We start from the raw sequence: 21,432 nt of genomic DNA on the forward strand, positions 1-21,432 counted from the left end.
TTTATGTGAGCAGGCATGCCATTCGACGGCGTAGTTTGCAGGAAAGTAACGCTTAAAGCACGGCTTTCGGGTAAGAACCCAGCAGTTTCAACATACTGACGGTGCCTTTCAAAATTTCCAGAGCTTCAGCGACATTCGGATCTTCGCTATGGCCTTCGATATCGATAAAAAAGACATACTCCCACAAGCCCTGGCGCGACGGCCTGGACTCGATGTTGACCATGCCGATGCTGAACCGGGCAAAGGGTTCCAGGGCCTTGTATAAAGCGCCGGGCTGGTTTCCGGTCGAAATGACCAGCGACGTCTTGTCCTTGCCGGTGGAGGACGAGGTCTGTTGTCCGATGACGATAAAACGCGTGGTATTGTTCGGCTCGTCCTCGATGTTTTTTTCGATGACCGGCAGTTGATAAACCTCGGCCGCAACCATGCCCGCGACCGCGGCGGTGCTTTTATTGACCGAAGCCAGCCTGGCCGCTTCGGCATTACTGGCGACCGCGGTCAGGCGGGCATGCGGCAAATATTTGTCCAGCCAGTAGCGGCACTGAGCAAGCGACTGTTGATGCGAAAACACCTCGGTAATTTCGCTCAGACTTTCGGTATGTCCCATCAGATTCTGATGAACCTTGACTTCCACTTCGCCGCAGATCTTTAACGGCGACGTCAAAAACCGGTCCAGCGTATGGTTGATCACCCCTTCAGTCGAGTTTTCAACCGGGACCACGCCGAAATGGCATTTATTCAACTCCACCGAATTGAATATCTCATTGATCGAAGCCACGGGTACCGTGTTAATGGCATGTCCGAAATGCTTGAACGCCGCCTGCTGGGTAAAAGTGCCTTCCGGCCCCAGAAAAGCGACCTCCAAAGGCTGCTCCAGAGCCAGGCAAGCCGACATCAGCTCCCGAAAGAAGCGCACCGCGGTATGGTCGGACAAAGGCCCCTGATTCAATTCGTGAATCCGTCTTAAAACCAGCGACTCCCGATCCGGGCGGTAAAAAGTACCCACTTCGCCCGCGGCAATTTTGGTCAGGGCGACCTCTTTCGCATAAGACGCACGTTGATTGATCAAGCGCAGAATTTCGGCATCGATTCGATCAATTTTGTCTCTCAGTTCGGAAAGCGGCGTGACGGACGGCATGACAGGCTCTGGTTCAATGGATCATGGATTAATGGGTTCTTTCAAATTCGGCCATGAATTCACATAATGCCGCCACGCCGGCTTCCGGCATGGCGTTGTAGATGCTGGCCCGCATGCCGCCGACCGAGCGATGGCCTTTCAGTTCGTACAAACCGTTGGCTTCGGCGGCGGCCAGAAAGGCTTTGTCCAGGCTTTCGTCGTTGAGGATGAAAGGAACGTTCATGCGCGAGCGGAACGGCAGGTCCACCGGATTATGATACAGGCCGGAGCGGTCGATCGCATCATAAAGCCGTTTGCTCTTGGCGATATTGCGTTGTTCGATCGCGGCGACGCCGCCCTGCGCCTTGAGCCATTTCAGCACCAGTCCGACCAGGTACCAATTGTAGGTGGCCGGCGTGTTCAACATCGAACCGTTTTTGGCCTGGACCGCGTAATTGAATACTTCCGGAGTGGTTTTGGGAGCGTAACCGATCAGATCGTCCCTGACGATCACCACGGTGACTCCGGCAGGCCCCATGTTTTTCTGGGTTCCCGCATAAATCAAACCAAACCGGCTCACATCCACCGGACGAGACAGGATGTTCGACGACATATCCGAGACCAGAGTCAGACCCTTGCTGTCCGGAACATCGGAAAACTCCACTCCGTGAATGGTTTCATTGGAAGTATAATGAAGGTAAGCGGCCTCAGCATCGATTTGCCAGCCCGCATAATCCGGAATCGTCGTGTATTTAGCTTCTTCCGAAGAAGCGCTGACCGTCACCCCGCAATAATTCCGGGCGTCCTTGATGGCCTTTTCCGACCAGGCGCCGGTATTGACATAGCAGGCTTTGGTTTTGTCCCGTAGCAGATTTTGCGGGATCATCGAGAACTGGGCCGTAGCCCCCCCTTGCAGAAACAAGACCTTATAATTGCCGGGGATCGCCATCAGCGACCTCAGATCGCTTTCCAACTCTTCGGCGATCACGGAAAAAAATTTTCCCCGATGGCTCATTTCCATCACCGACATGCCGCTGTCCCGCCATTCGATCAATTCATCCCTTGCCTGCGCCAAAACGGCCTCGGGCAATGCCGACGGGCCCGCGCTAAAATTATAAACTCGTGACATACTCACTCTTCTCCGGATTCCAGTTCATTTCCGGCATCACCCAATGCCGGCTCTTGTTCATTATCGTCTTCTTCATCCATGAGGCTTTCGCCTTCGATGCGGTCGACCCCGATCACTTTTTCTTTTTTATCCAGGCGAATGATGGTGACGCCCTGGGTATTCCGGCCCACCACCGAAATACCGTCGACCCGCGTTCGAACCAGGGTGCCGCCGTCGGTGATCAGCATGATTTCGTCGTGATCGTTGACCAGCACGGCTCCGACCACGGCGCCGTTGCGCGCCGAAGTCTGGATCGCGATCAGCCCCTGGCCGCCGCGCTTGTGACAGGTAAACTCTTCCAGGCGGGTTCTTTTGCCGTAACCGTTCTCCGTGATGTTCAATACGGTGCCTTCGGTCGCGATGATCAGGGAAATCACTTTCTGTCCTTCCTGCAAGCGCATGCCGCGCACGCCGGAAGCGGTCCGTCCCATCGAGCGCACTTCGCTTTCGTTAAAACAGACGGCTTTGCCTGCGCTGCTGAATAATAATACATTTTGCTGACCATCGGTGACCGCGACGCCGACCAGAGAATCATTCTCCGCCAGATCAATGGCGATTTTACCACTGGTGCGCTGACGCTCGAATTCCGATAACGGCGTCTTTTTCACGGTGCCGGCCGAAGTCGCCATGAAGATGTATTTGTGATCGCTGAATTCACGGATGGGCAGCAGCGCGTTGATTTTTTCGCCTTCTTCCAGAGGCAAAAGATTCACGAACGGCTTGCCCCTGGACGCCCGGCTGGCCACCGGCAATTGATATACTTTAAGCCAGTAAACCTTGCCCAGCGACGAAAAACACAAAATGGTGTCGTGCGTGTTGGCGACGATCAGCTTGTCGACAAAATCCAGCTCCTTGGTCGCCGTGGCCGATTTGCCGCGTCCACCGCGTTTTTGCGCCTTATAATCGTTTAAAGGCTGCGATTTCACGTAGCCCTCGTGCGACATCGTGACCACCATGAGTTCTTCGGTAATCAGATCGCTGTCCGACAGGTCCAGATGATTCTGAATGATTTCGGTACGCCGAGGATCCGAGTAGTTATTCTTGATCTCCACCAGCTCTTCCCGAACGACTTCCATCAGCCGGACGTCGCTGCCCAGAATCGCCAGATACTCATCGATCAGCTCAAGCAATTCTTTGTATTCGTTGACGATCTTGTCCTGTTCGAGGCCGGTCAACCGATGCAGGCGCAAATCGAGGATCGCCTGGGCCTGGTTGTCGGAGAGACGGTAATAACCTCCGACAATGCCGAATTCGGGCGGCAAATCTTCCGGTCGCGAGCGCTGGGAATCGGCTCTGTCGAGCAGCGAGGCCACCAGTCCGGTATTCCAGGTCCTGGCCAACAAACCTTCCCTGGCTTCCGCAGGACTGGCGGAAGTCTTGATCAGCTCGATCATCTCGTCGATGTTGGCCAGAGCCACCGCCAGGCCTTCCAATATGTGCGCTCTTTCTCTGGCTTTGCGCAGATTGAAAAGAGTTCTGCGGGTGACGATTTCCCGCCGGTGTTCGATGAAGGCGCCGAGAATTTCTTTCAAATTCATGCAATGCGGACGCCCGTCCAGCAGCGCCACCATATTGATGCCGAAAACCGTTTGAAACTGGGTCTGCTTGTACAGATTGTTCAGCACGACCTCGGCCACTTCGCCGCGGCGCAACTCGATCACCATCCGCATGCCGTCCTTGTCGGATTCATCGCGCAATCCCGAGATCCCTTCGAGTTTGCCTTCTTTGATCAATTCGGCAATTTTTTCCAGCAGTTTGGCCTTGTTGACCTGGTAGGGCAACTCGGTCGCGATGATCGCTTGGCGGCCGCTCTCGCCGATGTCTTCAAAATGGCAGCGGGCTCGCAAATAAATTTTGCCGCGGCCGGTGGCATAGGCGCTGGCGATGCCGGAAGCGCCGTTGATGATGCCGGCGGTAGGAAAATCCGGTCCCGGAATATGGGTCATCAACTCGCGAATCGTGGTTTCCGGATGATCGATCAACGCCAGACAGGCGCCGACGACTTCCGCCAGATTGTGCGGCGGTATGTTGGTGGCCATGCCGACGGCAATGCCGGAAGAACCGTTGATCAACAGGGCCGGTATTCGGGTCGGCAGCACCTGAGGCTCGGATTCGGATTCGTCGTAGTTGGGGATGAAATCCACCGTCTCCTTATCGAGATCGGCGAGCAGCTCATGGGCGATTTTCGCCATCCGCACTTCCGTATACCGCATCGCGGCCGGCGAGTCGCCGTCCACCGAGCCGAAATTGCCCTGGCCGTCTATCAGCATGTAGCGCATCGAAAACGGCTGCGCCATCCGCACCATCGTGTCATAGACCGCAGTGTCGCCGTGCGGGTGGTATTTACCGATGACGTCCCCGACGATACGAGCCGATTTCTTATAGGGCTTGTTCCAGTCGTTGCCCAGCTCGCTCATGGCGTATAAAACCCGCCGATGCACCGGCTTCAGGCCGTCCCTGACGTCCGGCAAAGCGCGGCCCACGATGACGCTCATCGCGTAATCGAGATAGGATTGCCTCATCTCGTCTTCGAGATTGACAGGAATAATTTCTTTAGCGTAGTTTGACATGAGTCCGTAACAATAAAAGCGCGCTTGTCACGTATGAGCTAAGCGGCCGGGTTTTCCTGGTTGGCCTTTGCCTCACGTCAATGAGGCCCATCCTGCTGCTAAGAGACTTAGGCCGATTTAAATCGGTTATTGTATCAAATTGCTCTGCTGGAGTCGAAGCCTGTAAGCCTCTTATTGTCCGATTCGGAAGCCTGTTTTTTAAGGCATTTTCGGCTCGAGCGCACAATAGCCCATCCATTCGGCCAAGTTGCGCTTTAAAAAGGAATTAATTCGTCCTGACAAGGAAGAGAGAAACGCTCCGGAATATAAACCGGCATCCGCCGGGGGCTTTCTCCGGATGGTCCATGTTTGCTGTTTCAATTGTTAACACGCCTTCAAGCCGTGAAGACGCATTGACGGAACGATTCCCCGAGCGTCCGTACGAAACTGAAATTCCGCTCTTTCAGCGGGCTTTCAAAGGACTTTTACCGCCGGGTCTGCGTCCGCCATAATTCGACGATATTGCCCACGTCGAGATCGCCCTTGCCTTCCCGCCATCCCGTATAGTAATCGACATCGTTACTTTTAGGTTCCGGATTGGGCCGGTAGATCTGCACGCGCGTCGGCAAAGGCGCCGCTTCTCCCAACACCAGCGCCTCGCCCCGTCCCAGCGAAGTCAGAATATCGGTCAAATCCCCTTCGGCCTCCGGCACCAGTCCCCGAATGTACGCCTGGTCGTCGGGATTGGTGGTGCGCAGACAGATGAACGAACTGCATTGGGACAGCATAGTTTCGGATAGTTCGGTCGGCCTTTGACTGACGACCCCGATCGATACCCCGTATTTGCGGCCTTCCTTGGCGATGCGCTCCATCATTTTTTTGGTACCCTCGAAATTGCCGCCTTTTTCCCTGGGAATATAGGCATGGGCCTCCTCGCAGATCAACGTAATCGGAAACTCGCGCCGGTGCGGATTCCAGTAATTGAATTCGTAGGCCAGACGGCCGACCTGAGCGGACACCGCAGGCCGCACGTCGGTAGGCACCGAACTCAAATCGACCACGGTGATGTTGGCTTTTTTCGAGCCCAGACCGACGAATTCCCTCAATATGTCGGCCATGCTTTCGGAATTGTTGCGAATCTTCGGCTTCAGCAGGAAATCGTAGCGGACGTCGTTGAAGCGGCTTTGCATGCGGATCAGAAACTCGTCGAATTGCCCGAACAAAGCCCCCTGGGTTTTGCCGAAATCCTTACGTTCCTCGTTGGCGGCCTTAAACTGCATGTACATTTCGGCCAGGGAAAAATAGATCGGGGTATCAATAGACACCGTGGCCATGCCCAGGCGCTTGGCCTCCTTGCGTTTAAGCTGCTGCAGCACTTCGCGCATGAACGACATCTGCATCGACGCGCCCTTGTCGTCGCGGTCGATGAATAAGTCCACCAGTTCGGCGTAAGTCATCATCCAATAGGGCATTTCCATTTCCATGGCGTCGATGTAATTGACCTGCTCTTTAGGAAAGGCCGATTGAATCGCGCCGCTGTCGTCCTTCCAGCAATATTCGCCGTGCAGGTCCAGCATGATCAAATGCGTCCTGGGCATGGCCCGTATCGTATTCTGAATCAAGCTGGTGACGGTCCACGACTTGCCCGAGCCCGATTGTCCGAGAATGGCGAAATGGCGGCCGAACAGCGCGCGCGGATCGAGACTTAAATGATAATCTTTATGCGAGGCCAACTGGCCGATGAAAAATTCGTATTGCCTGAATTTCGAGAAAATGACGTTGATTTCTTCCATGCCGACCGCATAGACCTTCGCTCCGGGCGTCGGATAATGCCGCACGCCACGCACGAACAGGCCCTCACCCTGTATTTCCCCGACCGGAATCAGTGAAACAAAGCGGTCGGTTTTGCGCCGGTCGGTCGTATCGAAGTGGTCTTTGCCCCATACTTTAAATACCAGCGCCAGGATACAAATCTCTCCTTGCCGGATAACCACGTAGGAGCCGATGCTTCCGGCCAGTATTTCCTGATTGCCTACTTTAATGATGGGCAATTCGTTCGTATGTTCTTCGGTGATTCTGGCATTCATCCCGTCGCCTCGGACTTCGGATAAATAGCCGATATGAATGGGGGATTGTTCGTCGGTCATGGCTTCGGCCCGGATTAGAGGAAAATCTCAACCAAGCCTAGACCAGTTTCGGCTATTGATAAAGGAAGCGGCAAGATAAAACGAGGAGCGTGCGGCAAAAAACAAAAGCCACAGCCCCAGAGAAAACCGGGCTTTATGGACTTTTACCCGGCTTTATCAATCCATTCGTACAGTTCGATCAACGCCGGATCACATTGACAGCAGCTCGAACCGCAAGCGGTTCCCGGAGGAAGTTTGCGAAGATAGCCTTTGCTGATCCATTTGCCGAGCATGCCCCGCAATGCGTCGGCTTCGATGCCGAAATGGCTCGACAGATCGGCCAGAGCCACTCGCCGCTGCTGTTTCAGATAGGCGCGCACATCAGACAGAATCACCGACCACCTCCTTGCCGTGTTTGGCAGACGCATTTTTTCCACTAAGCCAGAGACCGGCCAATACCAGGAAAAAGATCAAAATCAGCCCGCCTATCCATGCCAGGGAATATTGGGGATGCCGGCTAAAAGTCGCACCCTGGTAAAAAATTGTTGCCGTCATGTAGGCCATGCCCGTGGTCCACAAGACGATGAAAACAGTCCAGCCCGAATTGGTTTCGCGGTAGATGGCCGCGGTGGCCGCCACACACGGCGCATACAGCAGAATAAACAACAAATAGGCGAAAGCGCCCGCCTGGCCGTCAAAACTTTGCCGCATGGCGGCAAAGGTTCGGGTGTCGACCTCCTGCTCGGCGGCAGCGGCGGCGACGTCATCCACCGGGCCGATATTCAAGCCCAGCGGATCCAATAACCGGTCGGCCAATTTACGCAGGTTTTCAGGTACGGTCCTTGCGGCTTCCACCAGACTTTCTCTCAGATTGAAAGGCGCTTTAGCCTCATCGCCGTTCGATGTGCCCATCTGACTGTAAAGCGCATTCAGCGTGCCGACGACGGCTTCCTTGGCCAGCACGCCGGTAAAAATTCCGACGGTGGCGGGCCAATTGTCTTCGGCGATGCCCATCGGCTCGAAGGCGGGAGTCAAGCCGCGACCGATTTCACTTAATACCGAGCGTTTGCTGTTTTCGCCGCCGAAGCTGCCGTCCGTGCCCAAGGCATTAAGAAAATTCAACACCAGCACCATCGGCACAATAACCTTGCCCGCGTTGAACAGAAAGGACTTCAGCCGGTCCCAGGTGCGGATCAGGACGCCGCGCGCGGTCGGCAAATGATAGGCGGGCAATTCCATGATGAACGGCGCCGATTCGCCTTTAAACAAGGTATGGCGCATGATCAGCCCAGTCAGCACCGCGACCGCGATGCCGAGAAGATAAAGGCCGAACACCAGATTCTGGCCGCTCACCGGGAAAAACGCCGCGGCAAACAACGCGTAAACCGGCAATCTCGCGCCGCAGGACATGAACGGATTCATCAGATTGGTCAGAATCCGGTCGCGTGGGTTTTCCAAGGTCCGGGTGGCCATGATCGCCGGCACATTGCAGCCGAAACCGACGATCATCGGAACAAAGGACTTCCCCGGCAAGCCGATCATGCGCATGAAGCGGTCCATGACAAACGCCGCTCGAGCCATATAACCGGAATCTTCCAAAGCCGATAAAAACAGAAACAGAAACCCGACGATCGGGATGAACGTGGCGACCACCTGGATGCCGCCGCCGATGCCCTGGGTAATCAGGACCACCAGCCAATCCGGCCAGTGCCACCCGGCCAGCGCGGCGCCGAGGCCGTCGACCAGGAGAGCGGCCATGCTCTGATCGAAAAAATCGACAAACGCGCTGCCGACGTTGATCGTAAACATGAACATGGCGTACATGACCAATAAAAACACCGGAATGCCCAAAAACCGGTTGAGCACGATGCGGTCGATCTTTTCGGTCGCATGCCGGCTCACTTCGTTGATTTTGCAGACGGCGCTCCGGGTCAGTTCGCTGACCAGGCCGTAGCGGGCATCGGCGGCGAGGATATCGATCTCGTCGTCCGTTTCCTGTTCCACCCGGCGCTGCAGACCGGCTACGGTTTCCGTGACGGCACTTCCGGCGATTTGTTTCGCCAGCGTATCGTCCTCCAGAAGACGCACGGCCAGCCAGCGCAAATCGCACCGATGCCGGGCGGCGGCGCCGGTTAATCGGGGTGAAAGCTCGGCAATGGCCTTTTCCAGCGCCGGCGCGTAGGGAATGGGAATGGACGGCACCGGCTTCTCGGCCGCCGCCTTGTTGATCATGGCCCTGACCGCGTCGATGCCCTGCCGGGCAGAGGCGACGATCGGCACCACGGGACAGCCCAGTTGCTTCGACAAGTAGGGAATGTCGATCTTGATGCCGCGCCGTCTCACCGCATCCATCATGTTGAGCACCAGAATCATCGGCACTCTCATCTCGATCAACTGAGTGGTCAGATAAAGATGCCGCTCGACGCTCGAAGCGTCGATGATGTTGACGATCAGATCGGCGGCCCTGGACGCGACATAATCGCGGGCAACCTTTTCGTCGAGAGAGACCTGATCGTCCGCCGCTTCCAGCGAATAAGTGCCAGGCAGGTCGACCAGTTCGATCGTTTTATGGTCGAAAACGTAGACGCCCGTTTTTTTTTCTACCGTGACGCCGGGCCAGTTGCCGACATGCTGTTTGGCTCCCGTGAGCGCATTGAACAGAGTGGTCTTGCCGCAATTGGGATTGCCGACCACGCCCACGGTAAAGTCGGCTTTCATTGAAGTTTCTCGATCAGCAGAATTTCGGCTTCGTCCTTGCGCAGAGTCAGCGAAAAGCCGCGCAATTTGATTTCGACCGGATCTCCCATCGGCGCAAAACGAGTCACGCTGAACTGGGTACCGGGCGTCAAGCCCATGGCCAGCAACCGTTTCCGGTAGGCCTTGCCGCTTTTGTCGAAGCCGACTACTTTTCCGAGATCGCCCACAGCCAGATTTTTCAAGTTGATTAACATAAACGGATCCTGAAAGGTAAAGTGGCGGTAACAGTGAATTTAGAACTAATCAATAATCATTCTCATTAAGTCTAAATATAACATAGAACGGGAACGATGAACATAAGCTGAATAAAATTATCGGTCGGGCGAATTGTGGGCAAGCAGGCCCCATCCTTTTAATATAGTAGTGAATCCGGAATTTATGAGTGATAGAATAAATAAAGCGCGGCACTTGCCGAAATCCTGAACAGCCTTCATAACCGGCAACTAATCTCGCCGATCCCAACTTTTAATAACCTTTTGGTCATCCCCCCCTACAAAACGGAGATAGATACGGACAATGGTCAATCATGTCACAATGACCCAGTTTCTGATCGAACAGCAACGCGAATTTCCCGGCACGTCGGGAACCTTCACCCTGCTGCTCAACGACATCGTCACCGCCTGCAAGCAAATATCGCACAAGGTGAACCGCGGCAATCTGATCGGCGTTCTGGGCAGCGCCGGAACGGAGAACGTGCAAGGAGAGGTCCAAAAGGAACTGGACATCATTACCAATGAGATCATGGTGAATGCCTTGAACTGGACCGGCCATCTGGCCGGAATGGCTTCGGAGGAAGAGCACGATCCGATCAGGATTCCCGCCCAGTACCCCAAAGGCAAATACCTGGTGCTGTTCGATCCTCTGGACGGCTCTTCCAATATCGACATCAATCTGACCGTGGGCACGATTTTCTCGATCCTGCGCTGCCGCGAAGGCGTCGATCCGGAACCGGAGGATTTTCTGCGCAAAGGCGTCGAACAGGTCGGGGCCGGTTTTGTCCTGTACGGACCCTCGACGATGATGGTGCTGACCACCGGTCACGGTGTCAACGGCTTTACCCTGGACCAGGACATCGGCGAGTTCATCCTGACCCACCGCAACATGAAAATCCCCGAAGATACCGGCGAATTCGCGATCAATATGTCCAATCAGCGTTTCTGGGAAGCGCCGGTCAAACGCTATATCGACGAATGCGTCCAGGGCAAGGACGGTCCCCGACAGAAGAATTTCAACATGCGCTGGATCGCATCCCTGGTAGCGGAAGTTTACCGCATCCTTACCCGCGGCGGCGTGTTCCTGTACCCCTACGACACCCGCGACCCCAACAAACCCTGCAAATTGCGCCTGATGTACGAGGCCAATCCCGTCGCTTTCATCGTCGAACAAGCCGGCGGCGCCTGCTCAACCGGCCAGGAACGCATGCTCGAAGTCAAGCCGCAAAGCCTGCATCAGAGAGTGCCAGTGATCCTGGGATCGAAAAACGAGGTTGAGCGGATCGTCCGGTATCATCTGGAAGGCTGACCCAATCAGCAGTTTATCCGGAAAGAAGGCGCTGTTCGGCTTTGGAGGCCTGCCTAAGTTCCAATACCGTAATAAAAAATCTTCAATGAACTGTCCAGGAACGGAAATTAAGAAATCGACACTCAGGTCGGGACGACAAAGCAAAATTGCCATCCCGATCTGATTAATATTCGATTACTTGGTGGTGGCACCGGCGCTGTTCGAGTAAGCCGAATTACCGCCGGTATTCGAGGCGCGTACCCGATAACGATAAGCTGTCTTGCTTCTCAAGTTGCTGTCGGTATAGGTAGTGCTATTGGCCCCGACCGTTTTAATCTGAGCAAAGTTCGAACAAGTGGAACCTTGGCAGCGTTCAATCCTGAACTGCGTTTCGTTGGAGGCATTGTCCGTCCAGGCCAGTTTGATTTGGGTCGTGGATTGGGCCGTGGCCGTCAGATTGCTGGGGGCGGCCGGCAACGAGGCGGTAACGGTAATGCCTGCAATATTGGAATACGCCGAATTGCCGGTCGTGTTGTAGGCTCGAACCCGATACCGGTACGTGCTGCCCGCAGTGGCCGTGGTATCCGTCCAACCGGTTACGTTCTGGCCCACCGCGCCGATCTGGCTGAAGTTGGAGCAAGTACTTCCCATGCAGCGTTCGATCTTGAAGCCCGTTTCATTATTGCTTTGATCGCTCCAGCTCAAATTGACCTGGTTTCCCGAACCTATTACGGCGGTCAGCGTCTTGGGCGCAGACGGCGGGGTGGCGGTTAACGTCGTCGTGGTCGCGGTATTGGAATAAGCCGATTTGCTGCCGTTATTGGTGGCGCGTACCCGATAAGAATAGGATGTTCCTGCGGTTAAGCCGGTATCGCTGTAAGAGGTTGTGTTTGCTGTAACCGTGGCGATGACGGCAAAGGCACTGCAGCCGGCTCCTTTACAGCGCTCGACAATAAAGCCGGTCTCGTTATCGGAGACATCGGTCCAGCTCAAATTGATTCCCGTGGTCGATACGGCACTTGCGGTCAAGCCTGTCGGCTGAGCGGGGGCCAGATAGGTGAATTTCTGAATGCGATAGTTTCCACTGTCGTAGACATAGACGCCACCCTGGGTATCAGTGGAGATAGTATTAGGGAGAATAAACTGGCCTTCACCACTGCCAATACTCCCCCATTCACCGAGGAAAACACCGGAACTGCTAAATTTCTGAATCCGGTGATTGCCGTTGTCGGCAACATACACGTTGTCTTCTGCATCCGTAGCAAGCCCTAGATGATATAGATAAAACTGTCCGGCTTCATGTCCCCAGGTTCCCCATTGGGTTAAATAGGTGCCAACGCTGTCAAATTTCTGGACGCGGAAATTGCGGAGATCGGCTACATAAACATTCCCTTCCGTATCGGTCGCTATGTCTACAGGTCCCCAAAACTGGCCCGCATCGGATCCATAAGTTCCCCATTGAATCAAAAAGTTTCCTGAATTGTCGTATTTCAGAATCCGATTATTACTAGAATCCGAGGCATAGAGGTAGCCATTGCCGTCGAATGAAATATCGGCAGGCGTCCAAAACTGACCGCTTGCAGGATCGACCAGCTTTACTTGACTCAAGAATGAACCGGAGCTACTGAATTTTTGAAGGCGGCTATTCCCGCTGTCTATGACATAGATGTTGCCTCCAGCATCCACTTTAATCCCCCAGGGAAAGCTGAACTGGCCATTACCGCTACCTTCAGTTCCCCATTGGGTCAAAAGATTTCCGGATCTGTCGAATTTCAGGATACGATGATTATTCGTATCCGCAACGTACAGGTTGCCGCTGGCATCGTTGGTGAATCGAGGTTCAGAATAAAAATGACCTACCTCGTTAGAGCGATTGCCCCATTGCGCAATAAAGGATCCTGTACTGCTGAATTTCTGTACGCGGTTATTTCGACTGTCCGCGACATAGACCTTGCCGGTAGTATCTACTGCAATGCCTTCTAGATAATCAAAGGCTCCTTCTCCGCTGCCTGAAGTCCCCCATTGAGCAATAAAACTGCCGTCAGAGGTAAATTTTTGAATGCGGTAATTTAAATTATCGCTCACATAGACGTTGCCGTCGGCGTCGACAGCAACACCCACTGGAGATTTGAACTGGCCTTCACCAGTACCTTCAGTACCCCACAGAGCAAGAAAATTACCGGCGCTATCAAACTTCTGGATACGGTCATTAGAAGTATCCGCAACATAAACATTGCCGTTAGCATCGACCGCTATGCCTTCAGGATAAAAGAACTCTCCTTCTCCATGGCCGATAACAGAGGCTCCCCATTCGGTTAATAATGTGCCGTCACCATTGAATTTCTGAATAAGGTTATTAAAGGTGTCCACGACATAAACATTGCCGCTCGCATCGACCGCTATGCCAAAGTTATGAGCATAAAAATCTTCTCCCACCCCCCACTCACTCAAGAAATTACCGCTACTATCGTATTTTTGAATGCTATGAAAGTACCAAGGCATGGCCCCCCAGATATCGGCGTAGAGCATATAGTTATATTGGGCAACATAGACATTGCCGTTAAAATCCACAGCGACGCCATGAGGATAAATATATTCCCCTTCCCCGCTTTTCTGGATCAGAAACTGACTCAGAGGGACGCCTTCCGAAGTAAATTTTTGAATACGGTGACTGAAAGTGTCGGCGACATAAACATTGCCCAAGGCGTCTGTAGCAACCCCTCTGGGATTGTGCAAAACCCCGCCTTCATTGCCCCATGCGGTCGCAAACTCGGGAGGCGCTTCCGCGTGGACGGCAAGAGAAAATAAAAAAAGGGTTAAGACCATTAACCAGGCTTTTGCCCAGGAAAACTCACGTAACGATCCTATAAAATCAAATTCGTTCTTTTTCATTATTAATTGTATCCATGTTGTTAATTGATTTTCGTATTCATGATGAACGGTTTATCCGGTCGCCAAACCGGATGCAGTTTTCAATAAGTAAAGACGCTTAACCGATTTTAAACCTGGAATCGTCCATCATCGCGCCGGTGAAATAGCCATTCGGGCAAGGTTTGCTGGAACCCAGGACACAGTGAGATGTTTATTCGTCCGCCGTCCATGGGTCTTCATTCCGGCATGCCCCTCTTGCTCCTTTATATTTGCCGAATTACAGATTTTTCTTGGCTTGATTCTATAAAGCAATTTCATATTTTTATCGTAGGAAGTCGGTTCGCTTACGATAAGTAGTCGTCCCTGAAAAAGTCATTTTTTTGAAAAAAACAGCTCATTAGGAAACATAAACAGATTCCTGAACCGTTTTATTTTGTAAAAACCGGCAGATGGCTTCCCCGATTTCCGGCCAAAAAATCCTCAACCGCCTGAGGATTAAACGCATGTTGTGTCCAGCGGCGCAGAGAACGGCATTCATGGCATCACCGAGTTGGCCTTTCAGGTAATTTCTGCTCAGCAAGCCATCGTTCTTCATGTGTCCAATCACCGGCTCGATGGCATTGCGCCGTTTTAACGCGGTTTTCAACCGTCGGGTATGGACTCCCCGTTTTTGCCTTGACTTGTACAGGGTGACACCGGGTATTTCTCGCCCCCGATAGCCCAAATCCACAAAAGCTTCTTTGGCTCGGGTACCGCTCAGGATTTCAGCTTGTTCCAGGCAGGAGTACAAGGTATCGCCGTCATAAGGATTGCCGGGAAAGCTCCTGGCGCCCAGCACGAAATTACTTTTATTGGTCACCGTGATGCCGACTTTGACGCCGAACTCGTATTTTTTGTGTGCTTTCCCTTTACTGATGCATTCCACTTCCGGTGCATGAAAGCTGTAGAGTTTGTTTTTGTCGGTGTGTTTCTGATTCAGTATCCGCTGGGTTTTGGCCAGGGCGTCCTGAAGCCCCCTTTGCGCGGCCAGCTCCTGTTGCGGCAGTTGCCGCAGGATATCCCGATAAACACGACCGACCAGGGTTTTCAGTTGCTTCAGGGCTTTTTGCTTACGCTTCATTTGCTTGGCATGATGATAACGATGCGATTGCACTAACAGCAGCGGTGCCTTTTTATTGTAGTTCTGTCGCAGGGGCAGCCCGTGTTGTCCAGCCAGCTTGACCAGCTCCCGACGGCATTTTTCGTACAACTTGCCGTCCGTCGGAAAGCCAACCGCTTTTTCCTGAACGGTAGTATCGACGGTGACCGATTGAAAATCTCGTTTCTTCACGGTCCGGGTAGCGACGCCCGCCTCGATCGTCAATAACAACAGCCACTCACAGCCGGCTTCACCGATCCGTTGCCGCCATTTCGTCAGCGAGGTCGGATGACAGGGAACCTCATGCTGAAAAAAGGTTTCGCCACAAAAGTACTGCCAATAACCGTTTTCAACCCAGCGTTTAACGACCGCTTCATCCGATAAACCTTCCGCATGTTTCAGATAATGCAATCCGGCGATCAAACGGGTCGACAACGCCGGGGCGCCTTGTTCTGCTTCAAAAAACGGGCCGAATTCTTCGTCCAGCCGAGCCCAGTCTATTTTGCTGGCCAATCGATAAAGTTCATGTTTCGGGTTCAAAAACTCGTCCAGGCGAGTTTTGAAAAGGTCATTTTGCACAACTTCCTGAGGACGTTTGGGCTTCATTTTTCGGTGAAAATTTGCAAGAAAATAAAACCCATTTTAACATTTTCTTGCAATTTTTGACCTCATAAATATCCATTTATATGATATTAATCAATTTCTTATGAATTAATCAGGGACGACTAAGTAGGGTTAGAGCACATAGCCAGAATATTTCAACCCGATCTTTCCATCATCTAGCAAATATCCCGAGTATAATTTTATGATTTATAGCTCTTTCATTTTTTTTCGATATGAGTCAGACGTTAAAAAATTAGGAACGTGAACCAAGAAGAACGCCTAACCGGCAAGACTCTCTGCCGGTGCAGCGATTTAAATATCTATCCCCGAGAAAGTCTATTTGATCAGTATTAGAATCAGAAGTATGAAATGCCGTTTTTTGATCCCGGCAAAAAATCCGGCAAGAATATCTAACCGTCCGAATAGTGAACGTTGAAACGAAGCTGGGATGATTGGAAACTCTTTCTTTAATTTCAACGATTCTCTTTTTTGACCATTCGAATCGATTGGTTTATGATTTAGTAGTGATTCGATATCACTTTTTAAAACAAAGAAGGAGAAAAGAAAATGTTGAAATTTAATCGCGTATTGTTGATAGCTTCCATTGCGATAAGTACTTACGCGTCAATGGGCCATGCCGGCGAGAGCGAGCAAAGCTATATGTCTCAGGTATCCGGCAAATTTACCCGGGGCTTCGCCAATTTATTCACCGGCTTGGGCGAAGTACCCAAAAACATAGTCGACGCCAGTAAAAAAACCAATCCCGTCGTAGGAGGAACCGGCGGCTTGATTATGGGAACGCTGGATACGCTCGGCCGGACCACTTCGGGAATATTCGACGTCATTACCAGCCCTATTCCGACCAAAAGCCTGGTCCAACCCGAATACGTTTGGCAGGACTTCGATCATCGCACATCGTATGGCGATGCTTATAAAGTCACTGTTGGGCCTATCGCCGAGTAATATCGATTTACCCACAAGCTAAAGCGGCGTTTACAACCCGTCAAGAGCAAATCTTTCTCCCCGCTTCCATTCGGGGAGAAATTTTTTCAAGATCGCTTGATATAAAACACCAGTATCGACGTCGCCGAACGGAACGGATCGGTCTTGCGGCGCGTGCCGGCCTCGACCGAATTCCGGAGCGATTCGGCGACACGTTTCGGCTCTTTCCAGATGAAAATGCCCTCTTCCAGGCTTGGCTTTTACGCCTAACCCGGGCGGACCATTTATCGACTGCGGGAGAGACGATCTTTTTCGCCATGCGCCTTTCTCTTCAAATTCAACAGTTACGAACGGCTTGTGCATGGAACAGGTGGCTTCAGGCCGTCATCCGATCGGTATTCTTGTTAAAATAAGGCGATACGCACTTTGCCACTATTTGAACCTTCGAAACCCAATGATCGAATCTGTTAAAATCACGGCAGCCGGCCTTCTGCTAGCCTGCTTTTTTTCCGGGCCGGCCGCCGCCGACCCGGCACAGGCACCCGCCTCGCTCGCCCAGCGGCTGGAACAGGAATTCAAGGGAGGTTATCCTGAAACCCGCAAACCTACGGGAAAGGTACAAACTGTGGATCTGGTCGCGGACGAGGCTCAGTGGGGCATCGTGCCGCCTTATCAAACGGCGGTCTGGGCCTATAACGGCACGGTGCCGGGGCCGGTGCTTCGCGTCAAGCTGGGCGATACGCTGAAGGTCAGGCTGACCAATCGACTGGAACAGGCCACGACGATGCATTGGCATGGCGTCCGGGTTCCCAATGCAATGGACGGCGTACCCGGCGTTACCCAGCCTCCGATTCAACCCGGCGACAGCTTCACCTACGAATTCACGCCCAAGGACGCCGGCACTTTCTGGTTCCACCCGCACCTGAATTCTCCCGAGCAGATCGAACGCGGCCTCTACGGCGTCCTGATCGTGGAAGATCCCAAGGAACCCAAGTATTCCCAGGATCTGGTCTGGGTGCTGGACGACTGGCTGCTGGAAAAAGGCGCCGAAATCTATCCCGAATTCGTCACCCGTCACGACCTGGCCCACGACGGCCGCTGGGGCAATCTCTCGACCGTCAACGGCCGGTTTCGGCCGTCGATCCCGGTCAAGGCCGGCGAAAGAATCCGCATCCGGGTCGTCAACGCCGCCAACGGCCGGGTATTCGCTCCGGCGTTGGCCGGACTTGCCCCGAAGGTCATCGCGGTCGACGGCATGCTGACCGCAGCCCCCTTCCCGTTACAATCGTTTTATCTCGCTCCGGGCAATCGGCTGGATCTGGACGTGGTCATTCCCAAAAACGCGCAAGGCCAAGTCCTGGCGGTGACCGACGTCTTTGACGGAGACCCTGCCGTGCTGGCCTTTCTGGACGTTGCGCCTGAAGCGGCCGTCAAAACGCCCGGCTTCGAGCCTCCGAAGGCGTCTCATTTTCCGGCATGGTCCGAAGCCATGAAGGCCCCGCTGAACCACGAATTCATTCTGGATGCCGAACGCGGCGGACCTTACGGCATTACCTGGACGATCGACGGCAAGGCCGGCCACGACAACCTGGCGGCCGTGCTTCCGTTCGGGCAATTCAGCCGGCTGCGCTTCACCAACCGCTCGGGACGACTGCATCCGATGCATTTGCACGGCCAGTTCTTCAGGCTGCTCGCCGTCGACGACCAGCCCGCACGAGAAAACTTCTGGCGCGATACCGTCCTGATCGGTCCCGAACAATCGGTCGATATCGGCCTGGTGCCGATGGACAAAGGCTTGTGGGCCAATCACTGCCATATTCTCGAACACGCCGAGTCCGGCATGATGAGTACGATCCGGGTGGAATGAGCCGGCTCCCCGTCCGATTGGACTCATCCGCAGCAAGGCCGCCTCGAAAGTCTACCGCCCAAGGTAATTCTTGACAGTTCAACTTCAATTAGACGAAGATAACCGGGCCTCATAATGAGCAGGCGGCTACCCGACCTTGTCTTCAACGCTTGATCACTCTCAGGAATGCTGCCATGAATACTTCATTTAAATACAACCCGATCCGCTTTAACTGCAACACTAGGTAAATTCGACCTTCTCATTCTCATGAACAGCGAAGCACAGAAAATCGAAGCCACCAGCCGTAAAATCGTCGAAATCGAACTCAGAAGGGACGCCGACGCGTTGGCCCCTTATATTACCGAAGACTACGTCGGCATCGATCCGTCGGGTGCGCTGATCAACAAAGACATTTCGGTCGGGCGCTATCGCCGGGACGATTTTCGTTTATTCGAACACGGCATTTCCGACATAGCCGTATCGGTCTTCGACGATACCGCATTGGAGATCGGCGTCATGACTCTCAAAGGCCGGCTGGGCGGCTTCGAATTCGGAGGTCGCTACCGTTACAGCCATTTCTGGATCAAAACGACGGCCGGTTGGAAAGTTCGGGCCTCGCAATTGACGCCCATCCTGCGCGATTGAGCCGTCTCTGTATTAAATGCCGGGGCGCTCGCCGTTTTCAAAAATCAGTCCAACCAAGCGCCGACGGATTCCGGGCTGGAGCGTCAATCGGTTCGAATAGAAACCATTTAAAACAAGCCGAAACGCCTGAAGATGGCGGATAGAAACCGCCGGTTAATACAACCTTAACGGTTTAATGCTATTTTCTTCCCGATTTCCGCGCTTCCCATCGATCCCGAGCCATCGCTATGGAAAAAAATGTCATCCGGCATCAGATTGAAACGGTCTACCGCCACGAATCGAGACGCATATTCGCCACGCTGCTGCGGCTGCTGGGCGATTTCGACGCCGCCGAAGAAGCTCTGCAGGAAGCCTTCAAAGCCGCGGCGCAGCATTGGCCGGAGGACGGGCTGCCGGACAACCCCAGGGCCTGGCTGATCTCGGCCGGACGCTTCAAAGCCATCGACCGGATCCGGCGCGAAACCCGCTTGAATACCGCCAAGGAATGGCTCCAGGCACAATGGGAGGAAGAAGAGCCTTCTTCCGCCGAGGACGACGCGGCCATAGAGGACGACCGTTTGCGCCTGATTTTCACCTGCTGCCATCCGGCGCTTACGGCGGAAAGCCGGATCGCCCTGACTCTCCGGGAAGTATGCGGCCTGACCACCGAAGCGATCGCGAATGCCTTTCTGATTCCTTCCGCCACGCTGGCTCAAAGGATCGTGCGAGGCAAAGCCAAGATTCGCGCCGCCGGCATTCCTTATGAAATTCCTTCGCTCGACGAATTGCCGGAAAGGCTGGACAGCGTTCTGGCGGTCGTTTATCTGATCTTCAACGAAGGCTACCACGCTTCCAGCGGCAACGCCCTGACCCGTCCGGACCTGTCGCAGGAAGCCATCCGGCTCGGGCGGCTGCTGCTGGATCTGCTCCCGGATTCGGAAGTCATCGGCCTGCTGGCCTTGATGCTGCTGCACGAATCCCGGAGGACTGCGCGCACCACCGACGACGGAGACATCATCCTGCTCGAGCATCAGGACCGTTCCCTGTGGAACCGGCAACTGATCGACGAGGCGAGAACACTGCTGCGACGCGCATTTGCTTCCGGCCAGATCGGCAGTTATACGATCGAAGCGGCAATCGCCGGTCTGCATGCCGAGGCCGCCGGCACCGTCGACACCGACTGGAACGGCATTGTTTTCTATTACGACATGCTGCTGACCGCGGCGCCTTCGCCGGTCGTCGAACTGAACCGGGCGGTGGCCGTCGCCATGTGCGACGGGCCGGAAGCAGGACTCGGCCTGATCGAAGCGATTTTCAGGCGCGGCGATCTCATTCATTATGCTCTCGCGCACGCCGCCCACGCCGATCTGTGCCGTCGCCTGGGCCGGAAGCAGCAGGCGCGCCTGTCCTATCAAAAAGCGCTCGAGTTTTCCGTGCAGGAGCCGGCGCAAAAGTTTTTACGGCAACGCCTGGAGCAACTGAACGATTGACACGATCCGGTAAGACGGAACAGTCCGCAATGAGCCGTTTTCCTGATTCTCCGGAAGACATGGGATTTGTTTTTCGATCCTAGGCCTTCTTCCGTGTCGGCCGTCTGTTACCGAAAAATTTATCGAAAAAATTTTTCCGCGCTGTCGATTTGCCGGTTCATCGAACGTCTATAGAGCAAAGACTTTAATTTCAGCAAATAAAAATAAAGTCATGGCCGCCTCTTCATTGAAGTACGGCGGAAAACCCTTTTTTCAACGCCGATAAAACCCGTCAGGAGCGAAACCATGAAATATCTTTTACTCGTCTACAGTAAGGAACAGGACTGGACCGAACAGGAGCGCGCCGAATGCATGGCCGAATCGACGCAACTGTGCCACGAACTGCACCGCAACGGCCGGTTTCTCGCAGCTTCCCCCTTGCAGCCGGTGGCTACCGCCACTACCGTCAAAGTCCGCGAAGGCAAATGGCTGATCACGGACGGGCCGTTTGCCGAAACGCACGAACAACTCGGCGGCTATTTTCTGGTCGAGGCCGACCATCTCGACGAAGCCATTGCCGTTGCCGGACGGATTCCGGCCGCCAGAAAAGGCACCATCGAAATTCGGCCGCTGCTGGAAACGACGGGGTTGCCTCTTGTTTAATTATTTTTCCGGCTTTGGTCGAAAAAAATGATTTTCAAACGACCAGTAAGAAAACCAAG

General features: G+C 53.8%; 16 protein-coding genes. 6 read left to right on the forward strand and 10 right to left on the reverse strand.

Going from position 1 to position 21,432, the window contains the following annotated elements; translation table 11 throughout:
• Window positions 1-52: 52 nt before the first annotated feature.
• The 7 genes from pheA to A3OW_RS0108140 form a co-directional block, all read right to left on the reverse strand.
• The gene (gene pheA, locus A3OW_RS0108110) at window positions 53-1,138 is read right to left on the reverse strand and encodes a prephenate dehydratase (protein WP_020562931.1); all 1,086 of its coding nucleotides are present in this window, start codon (window positions 1,136-1,138) and stop codon (window positions 53-55) included.
• Between the two features lie 28 nt (window positions 1,139-1,166).
• Window positions 1,167-2,246, reverse strand: a complete 1,080-nt coding sequence (gene serC, locus A3OW_RS0108115) for a 3-phosphoserine/phosphohydroxythreonine transaminase (protein WP_020562932.1) — start codon at window positions 2,244-2,246, stop codon at window positions 1,167-1,169.
• Window positions 2,247-2,248: 2 nt separating this feature from the next.
• On the reverse strand, window positions 2,249-4,855 hold the full coding sequence (gene gyrA, locus A3OW_RS0108120) for a DNA gyrase subunit A (RefSeq protein WP_020562933.1): 2,607 nt from the start codon (window positions 4,853-4,855) through the stop codon (window positions 2,249-2,251).
• Between the two features lie 464 nt (window positions 4,856-5,319).
• Complete coding sequence (locus tag A3OW_RS0108125; RefSeq protein WP_020562934.1) at window positions 5,320-6,981, reverse strand: ATP-binding protein; 1,662 nt, start codon at window positions 6,979-6,981, stop codon at window positions 5,320-5,322.
• Window positions 6,982-7,124: 143 nt separating this feature from the next.
• Window positions 7,125-7,355, reverse strand: a complete 231-nt coding sequence (locus A3OW_RS0108130) for a FeoC-like transcriptional regulator (protein ID WP_020562935.1) — start codon at window positions 7,353-7,355, stop codon at window positions 7,125-7,127.
• A complete protein-coding gene (feoB, locus tag A3OW_RS0108135; RefSeq protein ID WP_020562936.1) occupies window positions 7,342-9,678 on the reverse strand; it encodes a Fe(2+) transporter permease subunit FeoB in 2,337 nt (778 codons plus the stop codon). Before feoB ends, A3OW_RS0108130 begins: the two co-directional genes overlap by 14 nt.
• Complete coding sequence (locus tag A3OW_RS0108140; protein WP_020562937.1) at window positions 9,675-9,911, reverse strand: FeoA family protein; 237 nt, start codon at window positions 9,909-9,911, stop codon at window positions 9,675-9,677. The genes feoB and A3OW_RS0108140 overlap by 4 nt, the downstream gene beginning before the upstream one ends.
• Window positions 9,912-10,233: 322 nt before the next feature.
• On the opposite strand from A3OW_RS0108140, the gene A3OW_RS0108145 reads away from it, so the two are divergent.
• The gene (locus A3OW_RS0108145; protein ID WP_020562938.1) at window positions 10,234-11,238 is read left to right on the forward strand and encodes a class 1 fructose-bisphosphatase; all 1,005 of its coding nucleotides are present in this window, start codon (window positions 10,234-10,236) and stop codon (window positions 11,236-11,238) included.
• Between the two features lie 174 nt (window positions 11,239-11,412).
• Here the strand turns inward: A3OW_RS0108145 and A3OW_RS0108150 are convergent, their stop codons facing one another.
• Window positions 11,413-14,109, reverse strand: coding sequence for an SMP-30/gluconolactonase/LRE family protein (locus A3OW_RS0108150; protein WP_020562939.1), 2,697 nt, complete (start codon window positions 14,107-14,109; stop codon window positions 11,413-11,415).
• 376 nt (window positions 14,110-14,485) lie between these two features.
• Entirely contained in the window at window positions 14,486-15,832 is a 1,347-nt protein-coding gene (locus A3OW_RS0108155) for an IS5 family transposase (RefSeq protein WP_020562940.1), read from the reverse strand.
• A gap of 564 nt (window positions 15,833-16,396) precedes the next feature.
• Between A3OW_RS0108155 and A3OW_RS0108160 the strand changes: the two genes are divergently transcribed.
• Window positions 16,397-16,792: an exosortase system-associated protein, TIGR04073 family gene (locus tag A3OW_RS0108160; protein WP_020562941.1), complete on the forward strand. Its 396-nt coding sequence runs from the start codon at window positions 16,397-16,399 to the stop codon at window positions 16,790-16,792.
• 86 nt (window positions 16,793-16,878) lie between these two features.
• Here the strand turns inward: A3OW_RS0108160 and A3OW_RS29045 are convergent, their stop codons facing one another.
• Complete coding sequence (locus A3OW_RS29045; protein WP_083918283.1) at window positions 16,879-17,022, reverse strand: DUF3175 domain-containing protein; 144 nt, start codon at window positions 17,020-17,022, stop codon at window positions 16,879-16,881.
• 203 nt (window positions 17,023-17,225) lie between these two features.
• Between A3OW_RS29045 and A3OW_RS0108165 the strand changes: the two genes are divergently transcribed.
• The 4 genes from A3OW_RS0108165 to A3OW_RS0108180 all read left to right on the forward strand — a co-directional run bounded on the left by A3OW_RS0108165 (window position 17,226) and on the right by A3OW_RS0108180 (window position 21,373).
• Window positions 17,226-18,638, forward strand: coding sequence for a multicopper oxidase family protein (locus A3OW_RS0108165; protein ID WP_020562942.1), 1,413 nt, complete (start codon window positions 17,226-17,228; stop codon window positions 18,636-18,638).
• A 246-nt stretch (window positions 18,639-18,884) separates the two neighbouring features.
• Entirely contained in the window at window positions 18,885-19,262 is a 378-nt protein-coding gene (locus tag A3OW_RS0108170) for a nuclear transport factor 2 family protein (protein WP_020562943.1), read from the forward strand.
• Window positions 19,263-19,489: 227 nt separating this feature from the next.
• Window positions 19,490-20,731: an RNA polymerase sigma factor gene (locus A3OW_RS0108175; protein ID WP_020562944.1), complete on the forward strand. Its 1,242-nt coding sequence runs from the start codon at window positions 19,490-19,492 to the stop codon at window positions 20,729-20,731.
• Between the two features lie 285 nt (window positions 20,732-21,016).
• Window positions 21,017-21,373 carry a YciI family protein gene (locus A3OW_RS0108180; RefSeq protein WP_020562945.1) on the forward strand — a complete coding sequence of 119 codons (357 nt, stop codon included), beginning with the start codon at window positions 21,017-21,019 and terminating at the stop codon, window positions 21,371-21,373.
• Window positions 21,374-21,432 lie beyond the last annotated feature (59 nt).

This window comes from Methylosarcina fibrata AML-C10, from assembly GCF_000372865.1.
Classification (GTDB): domain Bacteria; phylum Pseudomonadota; class Gammaproteobacteria; order Methylococcales; family Methylomonadaceae; genus Methylosarcina; species Methylosarcina fibrata.